Origin of the sequence: Mesorhizobium sp. M0601 (assembly GCF_040320845.1) — a bacterium.
Lineage (GTDB): Bacteria > Pseudomonadota > Alphaproteobacteria > Rhizobiales > Rhizobiaceae > Mesorhizobium.
In genome coordinates, this window is the sequence record NZ_JAMYQK010000031.1 from 61,629 (window position 1) to 81,639 (window position 20,011).

Sequence of the window (20,011 nt, forward strand, 5' to 3'; positions counted from 1 at the left end):
TTGCCGGTGCAATATCCACGGCCTCTCAAGCGCCGGCGATGAAATAGCGGCGGCGCACGATGTCGAGGCCGACAGCCATGACCATGATCACGCCGACCGCGATCTGCTGCCAGTTGGAGTTGACGCCGATGACGACGAGGCCGCTTTGCACCACTTTCAGCATGAGAATGCCGACGACGCCGCCGGCCACCGTGCCGGCGCCGCCGAACAGGCTGACGCCGCCGACCACGACACCGGCGATGACCGTCAGTTCCCAGCCGCTGCCGATCGAAGTGCCGCCGCTGCCGAGATCGGCCATGACGAACATGCCGGCGATCGCCGACAGCGCGCCGACGGTGATGAAGGCGCCGATCTTGTAGGCGCTGGTCTTGATGCCGACGAGATGCGCCACTTCCTTGTTGCCGCCGGTGGCATACATGTTGCGCCCGAGAACGGTGCGCCGCAGCACGAAGTCGGCAAGGATGGCGGCGACGATGAAGAAGGCAAAGCTCCAGCCCAGCCCAAAGGCGAGATCTGTGCCACCGATCGTGTTGATCGCCTCGGGCAGCGGATAGACTGGATAACCGCCCGTCACCACCTGGATCAGGCCCTGGCCGATGAACAGCATGCCGAGCGTCTGGATGAAGGCGGGGATGCCGACCCTGACGACGATCAGGCCATTCAGCAGGCCGATCAGGGCACCGACGGCAACGCCGCCGAGAACGCCGACGGTCACCGGCAGGGCGGCCGCGGTCATCAGCTTGGCGGCGATCACGGCGGACAACCCGGCCACCGAGCCGACCGACAGGTCGAATTCGCCGGCGACCAGCAGGATGGTCTGGCCGATGGCGATGATGCCGACAAAGGAGACGACGTTGAGAATGGCGCGGATGTTGCGCTCCGACAGGAAAGCCGGTTCGATCAGCCAGAAGAAGGCGATCAGCAACGCCATGGCCGCCAGCACGCCGACTTCGCCGACGGCAATCAAGCCTATCAGTCGCCGCCGGAACGATCGCGCGTCCCGGAGCGGCGCGCTCACCTCAGCCGCGCTGTTCATCCTGACCTCCCTGGCGGCGCCTGTCGCCGGCTCTTGCGGCCGGCTCCATTCACCTGTGCCGATCCTGGCGCACTCCTCTTGGCCATTAAGATTATAATATTATAACTTGTCAACGGCGAATTTCCTGGCAGTGCATAGCCAGCTCCATCGCTGGAATGCATTCGCGCCAACCGCTATGAATGGGCGTTTACGCCGCGGTCCGCGGGACATTGCTGACGGATCGCGCTCTCTTGGAGCATGGTGATGGTCGACGAGCCGCCGGCGGGCGAGAAGAAGCGGCAGCGCCTTGGTGTCCGCGAGATCGCCAAGCGCGTTGGTGTCGCGCCGATGACGGTATCGCGGGCGCTGTCCAATCCCGACATGGTCTCGCCCGAGACGCGCGCGAAAGTGCTTGAGGCTATCGAGCAGGCCGGCTTCGTGCCCAACCGGCTGGCCTCCAGCATGCGCGGCAATGGCCGCATGATCGGCACGGTGGTGCCGCCGCTGATCAATTCGGGCATTGCCGAACAGGTGCAAGGCATGTCGGACGAATGCCATGAGAGCGGCTACTCGATGCTTCTGGTGCAAGGCGAATTCACGCAGGAGGCCGAGGAGAAATCGATCCGCAACCTGCTTGGCTGGCGCCCGGTCGGCATGATCCTGCAGAGCTTCGTACAAAGCGAGGCGGCGCGCGGGCTTCTGAGGAGCAGCGGTGCGCCGATCGTCGAGATTTCCGAAATCAAGGGCCGCAAGCCGATCGACATGGTGGTCGGCGTCTCCAACTTCGAGACGGCCTATGCCATGACCATGCATCTGGCCGCCAAGGGCTACAAGCGCATCGGCTTCGTCTCGACGCCGATCCATGGCAATGATCGCCTACAGCAGCGCCGCACCGGCTATCATGCCGCGCTCACCGAACTCGGCATCAAGAACCATGCCGACATGGAGGTCGAGGTGCCGATCACCGCGCAAGGCGGCGCCGAGGCGCTGGTGACGCTGACCTCCCGTCACAGGGATATCGATGCCATCTTCTTCTCCAGCGACACGCTGGCCGTCGGCGCCGTGCAGGAGTGCCACCGCCGCCGCTGGGCGGTGCCGGGCAGGATCGCGATTGCCGGCTATGGCGACATGGATCTGGCCGCGCAGCTCTATCCGCCGCTGACCACGGTAAAGGTCAACCGCTACGAGATGGGCCGGCGCGCCGTGCGGCAATTGCTGGCAAGGCTCGGCGGCGACACCAAGGTGCCGACCATCACCAGCCTCGGCTTCGAGATCGTCGACCGCGAAAGCGCCTGATCAGGGTTTCTTCCTGCCGGTCTCTTCACGTCGTCCGAGGCGCTTTTCCCAGCCTTCGGCGTGGACGTTGAGATAGGCATCGGGATCGTAGGGATGATCCTTGATCGCATCGATGTTGAGATCGATGCCGAGCCCCGGCGCGTCCGGCAACGACAGGTGGCCATTGTGGGGATTGACGGTTGGGTGCCAGGTCACCAGGTCGCGTGTCCACGGGTCGTTGAAGGCGTCGAAATGCTCCTGGATAAGGAAATTCGGCACCGCTGCCGCGAGCTGCAGGCACACCGCCGTAGCCACCGGTCCACCGCTCTGGTGCGGCGCGATATGGCTGCCATGCGCGAGCGCCAGATTGGCCACCTGCATCGACGGCCCGATGCCGCCGAGCGACATCGGCTCAGGCTGGAAGATGTTGACGCCGCCGCCGGCGGCCAGCGTGTAGAACTGGCCGACCGTGTCGTACATCTCGCCGGTCGCAACCGGGATCGGCGAGCGATGCGCCACTTCATGCACGGTCTCCTGCCGGTCGCGCGAGGTCGGCTCCTCCCACCAGTAAATGTCGAGATCGGAAAATTTCTGGGCTGCCTGAAGCGCCGCGATCTCGGTGAAGCGGGCATGCACGTCGATCAGGATCAGCGTGTCCGTGGGCAAGCTGTCGCGCAGCATCCGGCAGATAGCGTAGGAGAGGTCCAATTCCTCGCGCGAAATAAACCCTTGCGCGGTGCCGAAAGGGTCGAGTTTGAATGCCTTAAAACCCTTGGCCAAAACCGCTTTGGCGGCCTCGAGGAAGGCTTCCGGCATGCGTTCGGTGCGGTACCACCCATTGGCGTAGCCGAGCACGCTGTCGCGCACCTGGCCGCCGAGCAACTGGTGGATCGGCACGCAGAGGCTCTTGCCCAGGATATCCCAACAGGCGACCTCGATCGCCGCGATCACCGTACGGTGGATATGGCCGCCATCGAGCGAAACGCTGTCCAGCAAGCGCTTGGCCAGCGCATTGATGCGGCGCGGGTCTTGGCCGATGGCGAGATGCTTGAGCTCGTGCACCCCGGCTTCGGTGGTCTTGATGAAGCCGTTCAGCGTGCCTTCGCCAACGCCGTGGATGCCTTTGTCGGTATGCACTTTGACGAACAGCCAGTTCTTCCAGCCCGCGCCGACGGCAAAGGTCTCGATCTCTGTGATCTTCATGCGGCAGTCCTAATTCAGGGCGGCGATCGTTGCGATGACGGCCTCGGTCGTCAGGCCGTACTTCGCTTGCAAGGTCGGCACCGCGCCGCATTCGATATAGCGGTCGGGCAGGCCGATGCGCGTTACCTTCTTCGCGATGCTGGCATCGAACAAGGTCTCGACCACAAGGCTCGCCAAGCCGCCGACAACAACATGGTTTTCCGCCGTGACGATATGGTTGAAGCCGGTCGAAAATTCGGCCACCGCCTCGGCGTCGAACGGTTTTATCGTCGGCACGTGCAACACTCCGACGGAGATGCCTTGTTTGCGCAAGGCTTCCGCCGCGTCCAGCGCTCGCTCGGTCATCAAGCCGGTCGAGATGATGCCGACATCCGAGCCTTCGCGAAGCTGTCGCGCTCTGCCTATTTCGAAGCGATAGCCAGCTTCAAATACCACCGGCACGTTGCCACGCAGCAGCCGCATATAAACTGGACCACGATGCTCGGCGATCGCGTCGGTCGCAGCCTCGATCTCGGTGGCATCGCAGGGGTCGATGATGGTCAGGCCGGGGATCATGCGCATCAGCGCCAGGTCCTCAATCGCCTGATGCGTGCCGCCATAGCCGGTGGTCAATCCCGGCAGTCCGGCAACGATCTTGACGTCGAGGCTGGAGTGGGCGAGCGCGATGGCGACGAAATCATAGGCGCGCCGGGTCGCGAACACACCATAGGTGGTGGCGAAAGGCACCTTGCCGGTGCGCGCCAGTCCGGCGGCGACGGCGACCAGATTCTGCTCGGCCATGCCGACATTGAAAAAACGTTCCGGAAAGGCATCGCGGAACGGCAATATGTCGGTGTATTTGCCGAGGTCGGCGGTCAGCCCGACGATGTCGGGGCGGCTCTGGCCAAGCCGCGCCAAAGCCTTGCCGAACGGTGCCTCCACGCTCCGTTGGCCACCGCCGACCGCTTCGTCCTGGCCCATGGGCAGCGTGCGTCCGGGCTCAATCGCCGTGCTGCTCATTGGGTTGCTCCCACGGTCTTTTCGAACTCGGCGATGATGCCGTCCCACTGCGTCATGTCTATGCGGAAGAAATGCGATTTCTCGCTGGTCTCAATGCGCGGCACGCCCTTGCCCGGCAATGTGCGCAGCACGATCGCCTTCGGCTTGCCGTTGCGGTCGCGTGCGCCGGCCAGCGCACCGACCACCGCCTTCATGTTGTTGCCGTCAATCTCCGATGTCTGCCAGCCGAAGGCGCGCCATTTGTCGGCGACCGGTTCCATCTCGAGCACCGCCGGCCCATCGGCCTGTATGCCGTTGCAGTCTATCAGCGCCACCAGCCCGTCGAGCCTGAAATGGCTGGCCGACATCGCCGCTTCCCAGGTCGAGCCTTCCTGCATTTCGCCATCGGACAACTCGACGAAGACGCGCGCGTCGGATTTGTCGACGCGCAAGCCCAGCGCCTGGCCGACGCCTTGTCCCAGACCATGGCCGAGCGAACCGCCGATGACCTCGACGCCGGGCGTGGTGTCGAGTGTCGACATTTCCAGCCGGCTATTGTCGGCGCCGTAGGTGGTGAGTTCCTCGACCGGGATGATGCCGGCCTCGGCCAGCGCCGCCCACAGTGCAATGGAATAGTGTCCGGTAGACAGCAGGAAGCGGTCGCGATCGGGCCATACCAGATTCTGCGGATCGTAGCGCAGTTCGTGGAAGTAGAGCGCGGCCAGCACATCGGCGATGCCGAGGCCCTGGCCGATATAGCCTTGGCCCTGTCCGCGCGCCATGGTCAGCATGTGCCGGCGCAGCCGTGTCGCCTTGCGTTCGAGCGCGCCAATATCGGCACTGCCGGGTGGGGAATTTCGCAACATAAGGTCAGTCCTTGTCGAGCCCGCCCGACATGTTGAGGCGCTCAGCGGTCATGTATTTGGGCGAATCGAGGCAGAGCCAGACGACGGCCTCGGCGACTTCGGAAATCTCGGCGCGTCGGCCGAGCGGGATCCGTCGGGTGCGCTCGTCGAGGAAGGCTTGCAGGTCGTCGCGGCCATTGGCGCGGGCGAGGTCGACCTCGGTCGACCGCTGCATCTCGGTGTCCATCATGCCCGGCGCCAGGCTGTTGACCAGTACACCGTAGGGCGCCAATGCAACCGCCGCGGCGCGGGTGATGGAATCGACGCCGGCCTTGCTCGCCGTGTAGGCGGTGTAGTCGGGCAGCGCCATGCGCGAACCGGGTGAGGTGATGTTGATGATGCGCCCCGAACGCTGCTCGCGCATCACCCGGCCAGCCGCCTTGCAGGCCATGGCAAGTGCCGTGACATTGAGCGCCAGCGTGCGTGTCCAGGACTTGTAAGTGGCGTCGAGGAACGGCTCGATCACACCATAACCGGCATTGTTGACGAGGATGTCGATACCGCCCCAACGCGCGACCACCTTTTCGACAGCTGCCTCCGGCGCGCCTTCCCTGGTGAAGTCGCCGATGATCGTCTCGGCCTCGGAGCCTTTCTCCCGAACAAGGCGAGCGGTCTCGGTCGCGCCTTCGGCGTTGATGTCGGCGATGGCGACCGCGCATCGACGGGCCGCCAATTGTATCGCCACCTCGCGGCCGAGGCCGCCGGCGGCGCCCGTGACCAGCGCTCTGCGTGGCGTGGTATCGAGAATTTCGGCAGGCATGCGAGCACCCTCCCGGTGGCCATCTTGACGAAATTGATACCGGTACCATAAATGGCTGTCAACGGGGATGTGCTATTGTCCGCCGACCGAGCGGTCGGTCGGTACAGGGAGGAAAAAATGAAAGTCGTCGCGCTCGAAACGCTGCAACTGGCGGAGTTCCCGTTCCTGTTCTGGCTGCGCGTCCACACCGATGCCGGCCTCATCGGCACCGGCGAGACCTTCTGGGCGCCGGGGCCGGTCGCCTCCTACATCCACGACAATGTCGCCGCTTACCTTCTGGGCAAGGACCCGCGCGACATCGAACTGCATGACCGTACGTTGGGCAGCGTCTATGTCGGCGCGCGCGATTCCGGCGCCGAGGTGCGTGGCAATTCCGCCGTCAACATCGCACTCTGGGATATATATGGCCAGGCGCTCGGCGAGCCGGTCTGGCGGCTGCTTGGCGGCCGTACCCACAAGACCGTGCCGATCTACAACACTTGCGCCGGCTACAAACATGTCCGCGCCACGAAGAAGAACGCTCTGTTCGAGCGCGGCGAGGACTGGTCGCTCAAGGCAGGCGATTCGAACGAAGGCCCGTATGAGGATCTGCTCGCCTGGCGCCACAATGCCGGCGACCTCGCCAAAAGCCTGAAATTCGAAGGTATCAAGGCGATGAAGATATGGCCGTTCGACATTGCCGCCGAGGCCTCGAACGGTACGCGCATTTCGCTGGCCGACCTCGACAGCGCGCTGCAGCCGTTCCAGAAAATCCGCGACGCCGTCGGCCGCGACATGGAAATCATGGTCGAACTGCACGGCCTGTGGACCTTGCCGCCGGTGCTGCGCATCGCCGAGGCGCTGAAAGCCTACGACGTCGCCTGGCTGGAGGAGCCTATCCGCTACAACGAGCTCGACGCCATGGCCGAGCTTGCCCGCCATACCTCGATCCCGATCGCCGCCAGCGAGCGGCTCGCGTCGCGGCAGATGTTCAAGCAACTGATCGACAAGCGCGCCGCTTCGGTGATCATGATCGACCTCGCCTGGTGCGGTGGTCTGTCCGAGGCTCGCAAGATAGCCAACATGGCCGAAGCCAGCGAACTGCCGGTCACCTTGCACGACTGTACCGGGCCGATCGTCTATGCCGCCAGTTGCGCCCTGTCGGCGACCTTGACGAACGTCAATTATCAGGAAGCGGTGCGGGCCTATTTCACCGGCTGGTACACCGAGATCGTCGCCGACATTCCGCTGGTCAGCGACGGCCATGTCATGCCGCTGGAGGGGCCGGGACTTGGCCTCAGCTTGCGGCCGGAGCTGTTCGAGCGTCCCGACGCCACGGTCCGGATCACCAAAATCTAGCGCCCGCGCGCCTCTGTTCAGTGTCGGTAGACATTATGCTATTATAATCTATTATGCGCCGAAGCGAGCGACCAACAAGCTCGCCGCCGGCGCTCTGCCGTCCGGCGTCAGACGTATTCAGGGAGGCTTTGGTGGCAATGTCTGCGGCGCGCACGCGCGAGGAGTCCAGGGGTGCGCCAAACCTCCCCGACCGCAAGATTCTGCTCGATCTGTTCGAACGCATGGTGCTGTTGCGCCGCTTCGAAAGCATCGCCCAAATCGCTTGCCGCAAGGGCGAAACGCCCGGCTTCCTGCATCTCTATATCGGCGAGGAGGCGACGGGCGTCGGCGTCTGCGCGCATCTCAGGCCGACCGACTGGGTCACATCAACCCATCGTGGCCATGGCCACGCGCTGGCCAAGGGCGCCAACCCCGGACGTGTGATGGCGGAGCTGTTCGGCAAGGTCGACGGCATTTGCGGCGGCCGTGGCGGCACTATGCATCTCTACGACCGTTCGGTCGGCCTGTTTGGCACCAATGGCATCGTCGCCGCCGGCATCGGCCATGCGGTCGGCATCGGTATGAGCGCCCGCCAGCAGGGCCGTGACGACATCGGCGTGGCCTTCTTCGGCGATGGCGCCGCCAATCATGGTGGCTTCCACGAGGCGCTTAACTTTGCCGCCGTGCAGCGCGCGCCGGCGGTGTTCGTCTGCGAGAACAATCTCTACGCCACCGCCACGCCGCTGAAATCCGTCACGCTCAATCCCGAAATCGCCACCAGGGCCGCGTCCTACGGCATGCCAGGCGTTGCCGTCGACGGCAACAACGTCTTCGCCGTCTGGCTCGCAATGAAGGAAGCGACTGAGCGCGCCCGCGCCGGCAAAGGTCCGACGCTGATCGAGGCCAAGACCTATCGCACCGTCGGCCACCATGAGGGCGATCCAGTCATCGGCACCTACCGCACGCAGGAAGAACTCGACGCCTGGATCAGGCGCGATCCGATCGACATGTTCCGCAAGAAGCTGGTCGAGGACTATGGCATCGCCGACACGGAAGCTCTCGCCGCCATCGAAACGCGGATCGACAAGGTGGTCGAGGAAGCGCTGAGCTTTGCCCGCAATTCGCCCGAGCCCGACCCGGCAACGGTGCGCCTGCATGTCTTTGCCGATCCGATCAACCCGCCGGCAGCGCTGCAGCCGCGCGCCGTCGGCGAGACGCGCACGCAAGGCTGGCTCGAGGCGGTACGCGACGGCATCGCCGAGGAAATGCGCGCCAATCCGGCAATCCTCTATTTTGGCGAAGGCATCGGCGAGCGTGGCGGCAGCTTCGCCCACACCAGAAACCTCTGGCAGGAGTTCGGCGCCGAGCGCATGGTCGATACGCCGATTTCCGAACAGGGCTTCACCGCCGCCGCCGTCGGCGCCTCGGCTACCGGCGCGCGCACGGTCTCCGACCTGATGTTCGCCGACTTCGCCTTCGAGACCGCCGGCCAGATTTTCCTGCAGGCCGCCAAGTTGCGCTACATGACCAGCGGACTGATGAGCGCGCCGATGGTGGTGCGCGTCGGCGCCGGCGCGCTGCGCAGTTCCGGCCCGCACCACAGCGGCATCTATCATCCGGTCTTCGCCCATATGCCGGGCCTCATCGTCTGCGTTCCCTCGAGCCCGGCCGATGCCAAGGGGCTGATGAAGACAGCGCTGAGGGCCGGCGATCCAGTCATCATGCTCGAACCCAAGGCGCTGTTCGCCTCCAAGGGCGAGGTGCCGCTTGGCGAACATTTTGTCCCGTTCGGCGTCGCACGCATCGCGCGGGCCGGCACCGACATCACCGTCGTTGCCGCAGGGCAGATGGTGCAGCGCGCGATTGGAGCGGCGGAGGCATTGGCGGCCGAAGGCATCGAAGCTGAGGTGATCGATCCGCGCACCATCATGCCGCTCGACATCGAGACGATCGTCGCCAGCGTGCGCAAGACCCATCGCCTGCTCATCGTCGACGAGGCCTGGGCGATGTGCGGCCTGGGTGGCGAGATCGCGCAAGCCATCAACGAACTTGCCTTCGATGAACTCGACGCTCCGCCCGGAAGGCTGCACACCGCGCCGACCTCACATCCCTTCGCGCCCGTACTGGAACGCGCCATGCTGGTCGACATGGCGCGCATCGTCCAGGGCGTGCGCGACGTCATCGCCGGCAAGCCGCCGATTCCCGATCACTGGTACACGGTCGGCCTGGAAAGTGCCGCACCGGCTAAATCGGCACCTGCTCCCGCCAAGGTTGCGCCCGCTGCGCCCCAGGCACCCGCCGCCGCCGGCGACGACGAGCCGGTGACGATGCCGTTCGGCGATCTCACCGTCAGCGAAGGCACCGTCATCAAATGGCGGAAAGCGGTCGGCGATGCGGTCAAGGAAGGCGAACTGGTCGCCGAGATCGAGACCGACAAGGCCGTGGTCGAGATCGAGGCGCCAGTCAGCGGCACGCTTGCCGTGATCGACCAGCCGGTCGGCGCCGTGGTGCCGATGGGTGGCCGCATTGGCGGCATCAAGAAATAGTCACCACTCTCCCTGTAAAATCCGAAGGGCAAGCATGAAGATCCTGTGCGCCAACTGGCAAGCCGCCGATGAAGCCGAACTCGAGCGCGAGCACTATCCCGACATCGAGTTCATCCTCGCCAGGTCGACCAATCACAAGCCAGCCATGCTCGATCCGTCGGCCTGCGAAACCGCCGATGCGGTCATCAACTATTCGCCGACGCACAATGTCGCTGCCGCTCCCACCGCGTTTCCCAAGGCCAGGATCGCGGTACGCTCCGGCGTCGGCTTCGACAACATCGACACGGCAGGCTGGGGCGCGCGCAAGATACCGGCCTGCAATGTGCCGGACTACGGTACAACCGAAGTCGCCGACCACGCCATCGGCCTGATGCTGGCGCTGACGCGCGGCACCTCCGCCTATGGCGCGGAACTCACCGGCAATGGCGCCGAAGGCTGGCATTTCTCCAAAGCGCCGCTGGTGCGCCGGCATAAGGGCGCCACCTTCGGCATTGTCGGACTTGGCCGCATCGGCCTCGCCACGGCCCGCCGCGCAGCCGCCTTCGACATGAAGGTGGTGTTCTACGATCCGCATCTGTCGTCCGGCGTCGACTTGTCGACAGGCTACGAGCGGGTCCATTCGTTGGCCGAGCTCATGGCGCGCGCGGATGTGGTGAGCGTCCACACGCCATTGAGCGAGGAAACCCGCAAGCTGCTTGGCGCGGCGGCCTTCGCCGCGGCCAGGCCCGGGCTTGTGCTGATCAACACCGCGCGCGGCCCGATCGTCGATCTCGACTTGCTCGAAGCAGCCATGCGCGCGGGTACCGTCACCGGCGCGGGGCTCGACGTGCTGCCAAGCGAACCCGGCGATCTCGAACATCCGCTGCTGGCGGCATGGCGACGCCGCGAAGCATGGATCGCCAACCGCCTGATCGTCACCCCCCACGCCGCCTTCTACAGCCCGGCATCGATGCGCGATCTCCGGCTGAAATCGATCGAGGTCGTGCACGCATATCTTGCGGAGGGGCGGCTGACCAACTGCGTCAATTCAGAGTATTTGAAATGAACGCAATGGCGGCGCAGGCAAGGCGTCTCGCCGTTTCCCCATACGCCCGCCGCCTGACGCGCGAGCGTGCGCTGCCGCTCGAAGTCCTTCGCGGCAGCGGCCCCGGTGGCCGCATCCTCGCTGCCGATGTCACCGGCTACGTTCCGGCTGCCACGCTGGTCGTTTCGCCTGATATCGCCGCCCCAGCGGCGGAGCCTTCCACTGCTGCGCCCCGGATCGCTGCCTTTGCGACGTCCGTTGCCCCCCGCGCGCTGCGAGACCTGCTGGCGGCACTGGAGAGCTCTGGAAGGCTGTTCGACATTGACGACGTGCTGCTGCGCGCGGCGGGCAGAGCATTTGCCGAGATACCGGACGCCGCCAGGATCGGCACGGCATCCGTGGCGCTGGAACTGGCGGGCCGGCAAGCCGTGTTCGACATGATCCCCGAAATGTCTCTGACATCGCTGTGGGAGACGCGGCTCACTGCTTTGGCCGACAGTCGTGACGATGCGGAAAAACCTGCCGCATTGTCCCTGCGGGTGTTGCCGGCAAGCGACGTCAGGCCGCTCATGATGCCGCTTCTGCCAGCCCGCGCCATGCGCTTGACCGTCTCGCTCGACACATCAGGCGATCACGCCGAGTGCCTGCTGATGGCGGATACGGGAAGCATTGACGAGGCAGCGGCGGCCTTATGGCTTTCGAGCCTGAAAGCCGCGATCGAGCATCCGCTTCGGCTCTTCGTCTGAGACGGTTGATGATCGTCGGGCTTGTTTTTTGATCCCAAAACCGGAGCCACTTTTGGGTGACATGCAATAGCCTCCGGCGCAGGAAGCTATTATAAAAGCTTCGACACAGGCGCGACGAGGCACATGGATCACTCCGTTCCCACCATCGACAGTCTTCCCAAGCGCACACTTGGTCGCGCCAACGGCCCGCTTTACCGCCAGCTCGCCGACATCCTGCGCGAGCCGATCGGCAACGGCACCTTTCCCGTCGGCGGCGAACTGCCGAAGGAGGCGACCATCGCCGAACATTTCGGCGTCAGCCTGATCACCGTACGGCAAGCGTTGCGTGACCTCGAGGCCGACGGGCTGATCAGGAAGCGGTCGGCCAAACCGGCTGTGGTCACGGCGCGCAGTCCATCGGTCAACCTGAGCTGGAAATTCAAGAACTTCGCCGACATGGCGGCCTTCACCAAGGACGCGCAACTGACGGTGAAATCCTATCGCAAGGAGGTCTCCCCAGTGCTCCAGCGCCATTTCGGCATGGGCAAGGACGAAGCGGGCTACTGCTTGCGCGGCATCCTGTCGGTGGGTGAGCAGAAGAAAGCTCAGATCACCAGCTATTTCCCGCCAACTGTCGGAGCGAAGCTGAAGCGGGAGGATTTTTCCGACGTGCTGATCTTTCGTTCGGTGCAACGGCATCTCGGCCTGCGGCTGGACGTCGCGCATGTCACGGTCCGCGCCGAGATCGCCGATGAGGTCATCGCGGACGACCTCGGCATCGCTCTCGGCAGTGCGGTGCTGAGTGTGGAGATGCTCTACCAGTCGGCCGACCAGCAGAGCATCGAGTTCACCATCGCGCGGCATCCGGCCGATCTCTTCAGCATCAGCTACGACGCGCCAAACGATCTGGCCTGAACCCGATCGGCGGCATCGGCGCGCGTCGATTTCCTGGTCCCGGTCATGGACAGCTTTATAAAATTATAATAGCATCATAGCTAGGATGGAGGCTGCGCCGGGAACCACGATCGAACGTGGATGCGCAGCCGCATCCGACGTCGAGCATTTGCCTGGTGCGTGTCGCCCGAGTGCACAGTGGTTCTGGGGTAGCGGCGTGCACAAAACAAAGTCTGTCCATAAGGGGGTGTGCGGCGAAGGCACTTGATAGGCAGCGGCGTTCGCGCGGCTGACACCAAACACGGGAGGAGGAAAATCATGAAAGCAGGCGCATTCTTCGCCGGCCTTGCGGTGATCGCGACGACTTTGCTGTCGATCGATACCGTGCCGGCCAACGCACAGGACAAGAAGCCCTACACCATCTATCTGTCCAACAATTTCGTCGGCAACGACTGGCGCCAGCAGATGCTGCGCAGCGCCGACATCGCGGTCACGAAGCCGCCGCTTGCCGGTCGCGTCGACCTCAAGGTCGAGGTGGTCGAGACCACGGTCCAGGCGCAGATCAATTCCCTCAACAACATCGTTCGCAACAAGCCCGACGCCATCGTCATCGACGCGGGCTCCGGCGAAGCGCTCAACCCGACGATCGAGAAGGCCTGCAAGGCCGGCATCGTGGTCATCGCCTTCGACCAGATCGTCAGCGCGCCCTGCGCTTACACGATGGAGTCCGACTGGGGCCGCGCACCGCGCGTGGAGGCCGAATGGCTGGTCAAGAAACTCGGCGGCAAGGGCAAGATCCTCGTTGATCGCGGACTTGCCGGTGCTCCGATCTCCGCCCAGCTGCAGGGTGGGTTCGAGGAAGTCATCAAGAAATATCCCGGCATTGAAGTGGTCGGTTATTTCAACGGCGACTATGCGCTGGGACCGGAACAAGCCGGCGTCGCCAGCCTGCTGGCGGCGCACCCGCAAGTCGACGCCATCTTCGTCCAGGGCTACGGCGCCGGAGCGATCAAGGCGCTGCAGGACGCCGGTCGTCCGATCGTTCCCATCACCGGCAGTCCGTTCAACCTGACGACGACGACCTGTGCGCAGACCCAGGGCGCCCAGTGCATCCTTGCACCCAACCCTGCCTATCTGTCGGCCGAGGCCTTGAAGCTGGCGGTGGAGATACTCGACGGCAAGAAGCCGGCGGAGAAAAAGATCCTGCTGCGCAACGCCTTCCTCACCACCGATCCGGTCCCGTCAGGATTGTATCCCGACGCGACCATGCAGAAGATAGAGGTCGGCAAGAATGCCTTTCCGGACATGGCGCCAGGCCTGTTTCTTCCCGTCAGCCCGGGCTGGGTTGAAATCACCCCTGCCGAGGCCGCCGGCGCCAAATGAACGACGTCTGCCGATCGGCGGCGAAATGGTCGCCTCGAGGCTCCTCCAATGCGCCTTGGCTTAAATTGACAAGGCGCATTGGTACCGGTATCAATTTATGTGCAGCACCCATCAAGATGGCGAAGTCCGTCACCGGCTGATGCAGGAAACACGAAGGAGGAGAGATCATGAAACTGAAGACAGTTTGCGGCGGATTGGCAGCTCTTGCCATGTCCGCAATCGCGGTGAGCACCGCGCCGAGCCACGCCGAGAACAAGAAGACCTACACCATCTATCTCTCGAACAATTTCGTCGGCAATGACTGGCGCCAGCAGATGGAGCGTGTCGCCAACGTTTCGGTGAACAAGGGGCCGCTGAAGGGCCGCGTCGACCTCAAGATCGAGAATGTCGAGAACACCGTCCAGGCGCAGATCAATTCGCTGAACAACATCATCCGCCAGAAGCCGGACGCCATCCTTGTCGATGCCGGTTCGGACTCGGCCTTGAATCCGACCATCAAGAAGGCCTGCGACGCCGGTATCGTCGTCATCAGCTTCGACCAGGTGGTGACCGAACCCTGCGCTTTTGCCGTCGCTTCCGACTGGGATCGCATTCCCTCGGTGATGGCCGAGTGGATGGCCACGCAGCTTGGCGGCAAGGGCAACATCATCCTCGACCGGGGCCTCGCCGGGGCGCCGATCTCGGCACAGCTGCAGGAAGGCTACGAAAAGGTGCTGGCCAAATATCCCGACATCAAGGTCGTCGGCTACTACAACGGCAACTACGCGCTCGGGCCGGAACAATCGGGGGTCGCGGCCCTGCTCGCGGCCAATCCGAAAATCGACGGCATCATGACACAAGGCTACGGCTCCGGCGCCATCCAGGCGCTGAAGGATGCCGGCCGGCCGATCGTCCCGGTCGTCGGCTTCTCCTACAATGTCGCCGCCGTTACTTGCGCGCAGACGCAAGGCGCCAAGTGCATCCTTGGCTCCAATCCTGCCTATCTCTCCTCGGAAGCGATCAAGCTCGCGGTCGACATTCTCGACACCGGCAAGAAGCCCGCCGAGCGCTCCGTCTCGGTCAAGGGTGATTTCGTCACCACCGATCCCTTCGAGTCCAAGCTTTACCCGGGCACCAAGATGATCAAGATCGCGATCGGCAAGAATGCATTTCCGGACCAGGCGCCCGGCCTGACGCTGCCGATCACGCCCGACTGGGTCGAGATCACCGCTGCGGAAGCCGCCGGTACCAAGTAAACTCCTGTCAAACGCCCCTGTCTCCCGGCGGCGCAAGGTGTCGGGAGAGCTTTTCGAAGGCGCATTCATGGACCTCGTCACCGTCAAAGGCTTGTCCAAACGCTATGGCGGCATCGTCGCGCTGAGCGAGGCGACGTTCAGTGCCCGCGCCGGCGAGGTGCACGCACTGCTCGGCGAGAATGGCGCCGGCAAAAGCACTTTCATCCAGATCCTGTCGGGCGCCGTGCAGCACGACGGCGGCTCGATCCTGGTCGATGGCCAGGACTATCGCCCGGCCAATCCAGACGCGGCCCAGGCGCTCGGCATCGCCGCCGTCTTCCAGGAACTGTCGCTGATCCCCGATCTCAGCGTCGAACAGAATATCTGGTTCCGTCACGAACCACGGACATTGCTGCGCATCGTCAACCGCGGCGAGATGCGCCGCAAGACGCTGGCGCTGCTCGACAAATATAGTTTTCCGGCATTGCGTCCCGACCAGGAATTGCGGCGGCTGACCCTGGCCGAACGGCAGATTGTCGAGATTGCCAAGGGCTTGGCCAAGGACCCGCGCATCCTGATCCTTGACGAAGCGACCTCGGCGCTGCCGGCGCGGGAGGCGGAGTGGATGCTCAATCTGACGCGGCAATTGGCGGCCGAAGGCCGGCTGGTGATCTTCATTTCGCACCGCATGGCCGAGGTGCGCGCCATCGCCGACCGGCTGACCATCTTTCGCAATGGCAGCACCGTCGCCGCGCACGAGGCGAACGCCGTGTCGGACAACGAGATCGTCACGCAGATGATCGGCCGCCATCTGGACAGGCTTTATCCGGAGCGTGTGTCCACAGCGACAGACCACATCGCGCTGAGGGTCAGGAACTTCTCCAGCGGCAGCCGGCTCTCCGGCGTCGACTTCACGCTGCGCGAAGGCGAGGTGCTGGGTGTTGGCGGCTTGCAGGGCCACGGCCAGCGCGACCTGTTCCAGGCGCTGTTCGGCGCCAGCAAGGCGAGCGGCACCCTCGAACTCTGGGGCAAGCCGGTCTCGATCGGCAATCCGCGCCAGGCGCTGACAGGCAAGGATGGCATTGCGCTGGTGCCGGAGGACCGGCGCGGGCAGGGCCTGCTCCTGACCAAGAGCGTGCGCGAGAACCTGACCCTGTCCGTTATCAGGCGTTTTACCGAAAATGGCTTGCTCAGCCGACAAAAGGAATTGGCTCTGGTCAAGGAAATGGTCGACTTCCTGCGCATCAAGGCAGGCACGCCGGAACAGCTCGCCGGCACGCTGTCCGGCGGTAACCAGCAGAAGGTGATCTTCGGCAAGATGCTGCTCACGCAGGCGCGCGTTTTGTTGCTGTACGATCCGACGCGCGGCGTCGATGTCGGCACAAAGGGCGAGATTTTTCAGCTGATGCGCGACCTCGCGGCCAAGGGCTATGCGATCCTGTTCCATTCCAGCGACATGCCGGAACTGGTCCATGTCGCCGACCGGGTGCTGGTGATGCGCAATGGCCGCATCGCGGCGACGCTCGAAGGCGACCGCATCTCGGAGGCGGGCATTTTGCGCGCCGCCATGCTCGACAGCGAGGCGGCTTGAGGCATGGTGATGTCCGCGGAGCAAACTGTGGGGATGGCGCAACGACCTGCCGAAATGAAATGGACGAGGCCCGGCATCGACTGGCGCGGCCGCCTGCTCGACCGCGCGCCGTTCCTTGTCGCCTCCCTCATGCTGGCCTTGATCGTTGCCATCTATGGCAGCCTGCAGGCCGGTGTCTTTTCGCTGGACGAACTCAACCTCGACACGGCCGCGGCTATGACGCTGATGCTGGCGGCAACCGGCCAGACCATCGTGCTGGTGCGGGGCGGCATCGACCTGTCGATCGGCGGCATGATCAGCCTCGGCACGGTGATCGCGGCGACGCGCTTCACCGATGATCCGTCGGCCACAGCACTTTGGGCGCTGATCATCCTAGCACTCGGCTTCCTGATCGGCGCACTCAACGGCCTGCTGATCTCGCTGCTCAAGCTGCAGCCCTTCCTGGTGACGCTTGCCACCTGGTCGATCCTCAACGGCGTCGCCATGATCATCCTGCCGACCGATGGCGGCAGCGTTCCCGGCTGGTGGGTCGGCTTCGCCTCGGCACAGCTTGTCGGCCTGACGAGCCCGGTCTGGATGCTGCTGGCGCTGCTCGTGTTCTGGTGGTGGTTTCGCGCGACGCGTGTCGGCATAGCCATCCAGGCGACTGGTTCCAACGAGAAATCAGCCTTCCTGTCCGGTGTTTCGATCACCCGCGTCAACCTCGTCACCTACGGCCTGTCCGGCCTGTTCGCGGCCGGCGCGGCGCTGTTTCTGGTGACGCAGACCGGCGCCGGTTCGCCGACCATCGGCAAGGACTATATCCTGCCTTCGGTCGCGGCCGCGGTCATCGGCGGTGTCAGCCTGTTCGGTGGTCGCGGCCATCTTGCCGGCACGGTGATCGGCGCCTTCGTGCTCACCCTCATCGGCAATCTCGTCTTCGTCCTGCATGTGTCGAGCTACTGGCAGCCGGTCGCTTCCGGCATCATCCTCCTGCTCTCGGTGCTTGCCAGTTCCGTTGCCGAAAAAGCCGCAAGGAACCGTGTCCAATGAGCGCCTTCCTTGCCCGCAACCGCCTCATCGTACTCGCCTATGCCGGCATGGTTGTGCTGCTGCTGGTCACGGCTTTGTTCTCGCCGGGCTTCCTCTCAGTATCCAACATGCGCTCGACTATCGTGCTGGCCGCCTTTGTCGGCATCGTCGCGCTCGGCCAGACCTTTGTCATCATAGGGGGCGGCATCGACCTGTCGGTGCCTTGGGTGCTCAACTCGGCGGCAATCGTCATGGCGCTGCTCTGCGGCGGTCGGGATCTGCCGCTGGTCTGGGTAATGCCGCTGCTGTTCGCCGGCGGCGCCTTGATCGGGCTGTTCAATGGCGTCGGCGTCGCCCGGTTCGGCGTGCCGCCGATCATCATGACACTCGCGACCAATGTCATCCTGCAAGGCCTGATCCTGGTGCTGACCGGGGGCTCGCCGACACCCTCGGCACCGGCCTTGATCCAGTTCCTGTCGGTCGGCCGCATCGGCGGCTTCCCGGTCATCGCGCTGATCTGGCTCGCGCTGACACTGGTGGCGACGCTGCTGCTGTCCAAGGCGGCATTCGGCCGCCATCTTTATGCGCTCGGCACCAGCGCCACGGTCGCTGAATTCTCCGGCGTGCCGACGGCGCGCACCACCATCCTGACCTTTGTCATCTCCGGCCTCACCGCCGCTTTCGCCGGCATGTTGCTCACCGGCTATTCCAGCCAGGCTTATCTCGGCATGGGTGACGCCTATCTGTTCACCTCGATCGCGGCAGTCGCCATCGGCGGCGCCTCGATCCTCGGCGGCAGCGGCCACTATCTCGGCACCGTCGCCGGCGCCATGGTGCTCACCATCCTCACCGGCCTGTTGCCGGCGCTCAACCTGTCGAGCGGAGCGCTGCTCATCGTCTATGGCGCGGTGATCCTGCTCACCGTGTCGATCGGCAGCGAGACCTTCGCCGGTCTCGGCGGCAAGATGCGCAGAAAGGAGAGCTGACCATGGTCGAAATCACCTGTGTCGTCGATGCCAGGGCCGAGCTCGGCGAAGGCACGCTCTGGGACCCCAAGGCCGGCGTGCTGTGGTGGATCGACATCTGGAAGAAGCTGATCCATCGCTACGATCCATCGACCGGCAAGGACGAGGTCTTCGAGACGCCGGAATATCTCGGCTGCCTTGGCCTGCGCGAGAAGGGCGGCCTGGTGCTGACCATGACAAACGGCTTCCATTTCTTCGACCCGGCAACCGGCAGGTTCGAGGCGATCGTCGACCCGGAAGCGCATATGCCGAAGACCCGCTTCAACGACGGCAAGCCGGACCGCCAGGGCCGCTTCTGGTCGGGCTCGATGTTCGAGGTGCCGGGCCAGCCGATCGAATTCATCGGCGCGCTCTACCGGCTCGATCCAGACCTTTCGGTCCACAAGATGATCGACGGCATCGGATGCTCCAACGGGCTCGCCTGGAGCCCGGATTCGAAAACCATGTATTTTTCCGACAGCCATGCCGGCGCGGTGTGGGCCTATGATTTCGATGCCGCCACCGGCGAGATCGAGAACCGCCGCACCTTCATCGACATGAGGGCGACCGGCGGCGTCGCCGACGGTGCCACCGTAGATGCCGAAGGCTGCTACTGGGTGACCATCCCAGTGACCGCCAAAGTCTGCCGCTATGATCCCGACGGCGAACTGATGGAAACCGTGATCTTGCCGACCGACCTGCCGACCTGCTGCGAATTCGGCGGCAAGGACCTCGATATCCTCTACGTCACCTCTGCCGTACTCCGGCGTCCGGCCAGTCACTTCGTCCGCCAGAAGCATCCGGGCGGATTGTTCGCGCTCGATGTCGGCGTCAAGGGCCTTATCTTGCCGGCGTTCAAGGGCTGACCCGCTTTGGCTAAACAGCCGGCATGACCAGCGGTGTCTCGAACTTGCGTATCAAAGGCGACATCAGGACATCTGCTTGGTAAAGACCGCTTACGGCGCCTCTGCGACGTTCGTTGGCACCACCAGATAGCAGGCTCGGCCCCTGAAATCATTGAAGATTTTTGGACAGGGCGCTACCAAAGTTTCAGTTTTTGTTGTTATTTCAACAGCTTATCCTGCGCGGCCTGAGACATAGGTGACGTTTTGTACCGGACACATGGGTAACACTTTTGGCTTTTGGCCGGAGGTGTTGATGCCGTG

Annotated in this window: 17 protein-coding genes; 12 read left to right on the top strand and 5 right to left on the bottom strand. The window is 64.0% G+C overall.

The window, feature by feature from the left end; all coding sequences use genetic code 11:
- Window positions 1-25: 25 nt before the first annotated feature.
- A complete protein-coding gene (locus NKI41_RS23940; protein ID WP_352539248.1) occupies window positions 26-1,036 on the bottom strand; it encodes an ABC transporter permease in 1,011 nt (336 codons plus the stop codon).
- Between the two features lie 243 nt (window positions 1,037-1,279).
- Here NKI41_RS23940 and NKI41_RS23945 point away from each other — a divergent pair, with 243 nt between their 5' ends.
- A complete protein-coding gene (locus tag NKI41_RS23945; protein WP_352539247.1) occupies window positions 1,280-2,311 on the top strand; it encodes a LacI family DNA-binding transcriptional regulator in 1,032 nt (343 codons plus the stop codon).
- Here the strand turns inward: NKI41_RS23945 and NKI41_RS23950 are convergent, their stop codons facing one another.
- Genes NKI41_RS23950 through NKI41_RS23965 form a run of 4 tightly spaced genes read right to left on the bottom strand, consistent with a single transcriptional unit; the run spans window position 2,312 to window position 6,136 of the window.
- A complete protein-coding gene (locus NKI41_RS23950) occupies window positions 2,312-3,493 on the bottom strand; it encodes a mandelate racemase/muconate lactonizing enzyme family protein (RefSeq protein WP_352685399.1) in 1,182 nt (393 codons plus the stop codon).
- A 9-nt stretch (window positions 3,494-3,502) separates the two neighbouring features.
- Window positions 3,503-4,492, bottom strand: coding sequence for a transketolase family protein (locus NKI41_RS23955; RefSeq protein WP_352685400.1), 990 nt, complete (start codon window positions 4,490-4,492; stop codon window positions 3,503-3,505).
- Entirely contained in the window at window positions 4,489-5,337 is an 849-nt protein-coding gene (locus NKI41_RS23960; RefSeq protein WP_352539244.1) for a transketolase, read from the bottom strand. The genes NKI41_RS23955 and NKI41_RS23960 overlap by 4 nt, the downstream gene beginning before the upstream one ends.
- A 4-nt stretch (window positions 5,338-5,341) precedes the next feature.
- Window positions 5,342-6,136 (bottom strand): SDR family NAD(P)-dependent oxidoreductase, encoded by a 795-nt coding sequence (locus NKI41_RS23965; protein WP_352539243.1) that lies wholly within the window; start codon window positions 6,134-6,136, stop codon window positions 5,342-5,344.
- A 117-nt stretch (window positions 6,137-6,253) separates the two neighbouring features.
- Here NKI41_RS23965 and NKI41_RS23970 point away from each other — a divergent pair, with 117 nt between their 5' ends.
- The 11 genes from NKI41_RS23970 (at window position 6,254) to NKI41_RS24020 (ending at window position 19,711) form a co-directional block, all read left to right on the top strand.
- Entirely contained in the window at window positions 6,254-7,474 is a 1,221-nt protein-coding gene (locus NKI41_RS23970; protein ID WP_352685401.1) for a mandelate racemase/muconate lactonizing enzyme family protein, read from the top strand.
- 137 nt (window positions 7,475-7,611) lie between these two features.
- The gene (locus NKI41_RS23975; RefSeq protein ID WP_352685407.1) at window positions 7,612-9,999 is read left to right on the top strand and encodes a thiamine pyrophosphate-dependent enzyme; all 2,388 of its coding nucleotides are present in this window, start codon (window positions 7,612-7,614) and stop codon (window positions 9,997-9,999) included.
- Window positions 10,000-10,033: 34 nt separating this feature from the next.
- Window positions 10,034-11,044 (top strand): C-terminal binding protein, encoded by a 1,011-nt coding sequence (locus NKI41_RS23980; RefSeq protein WP_352685402.1) that lies wholly within the window; start codon window positions 10,034-10,036, stop codon window positions 11,042-11,044.
- Window positions 11,041-11,769, top strand: coding sequence for an E3 binding domain-containing protein (locus NKI41_RS23985; protein WP_352685403.1), 729 nt, complete (start codon window positions 11,041-11,043; stop codon window positions 11,767-11,769). Before NKI41_RS23980 ends, NKI41_RS23985 begins: the two co-directional genes overlap by 4 nt.
- A gap of 123 nt (window positions 11,770-11,892) precedes the next feature.
- Window positions 11,893-12,663: a GntR family transcriptional regulator gene (locus tag NKI41_RS23990; protein WP_352539239.1), complete on the top strand. Its 771-nt coding sequence runs from the start codon at window positions 11,893-11,895 to the stop codon at window positions 12,661-12,663.
- A gap of 297 nt (window positions 12,664-12,960) precedes the next feature.
- Window positions 12,961-14,025, top strand: coding sequence for a sugar ABC transporter substrate-binding protein (locus tag NKI41_RS23995; RefSeq protein WP_352539238.1), 1,065 nt, complete (start codon window positions 12,961-12,963; stop codon window positions 14,023-14,025).
- 167 nt (window positions 14,026-14,192) lie between these two features.
- Window positions 14,193-15,260 carry a substrate-binding domain-containing protein gene (locus NKI41_RS24000; protein ID WP_352539237.1) on the top strand — a complete coding sequence of 356 codons (1,068 nt, stop codon included), beginning with the start codon at window positions 14,193-14,195 and terminating at the stop codon, window positions 15,258-15,260.
- Between the two features lie 67 nt (window positions 15,261-15,327).
- Window positions 15,328-16,830: a sugar ABC transporter ATP-binding protein gene (locus tag NKI41_RS24005; RefSeq protein ID WP_352685404.1), complete on the top strand. Its 1,503-nt coding sequence runs from the start codon at window positions 15,328-15,330 to the stop codon at window positions 16,828-16,830.
- A 33-nt stretch (window positions 16,831-16,863) separates the two neighbouring features.
- A complete protein-coding gene (locus NKI41_RS24010; protein ID WP_352539235.1) occupies window positions 16,864-17,862 on the top strand; it encodes an ABC transporter permease in 999 nt (332 codons plus the stop codon).
- On the top strand, window positions 17,859-18,827 hold the full coding sequence (locus tag NKI41_RS24015) for an ABC transporter permease (RefSeq protein WP_352539234.1): 969 nt from the start codon (window positions 17,859-17,861) through the stop codon (window positions 18,825-18,827). The genes NKI41_RS24010 and NKI41_RS24015 overlap by 4 nt, the downstream gene beginning before the upstream one ends.
- A 2-nt stretch (window positions 18,828-18,829) precedes the next feature.
- Window positions 18,830-19,711, top strand: a complete 882-nt coding sequence (locus tag NKI41_RS24020; RefSeq protein ID WP_352539233.1) for an SMP-30/gluconolactonase/LRE family protein — start codon at window positions 18,830-18,832, stop codon at window positions 19,709-19,711.
- The last annotated feature ends 300 nt before the right edge of the window (window positions 19,712-20,011 follow it).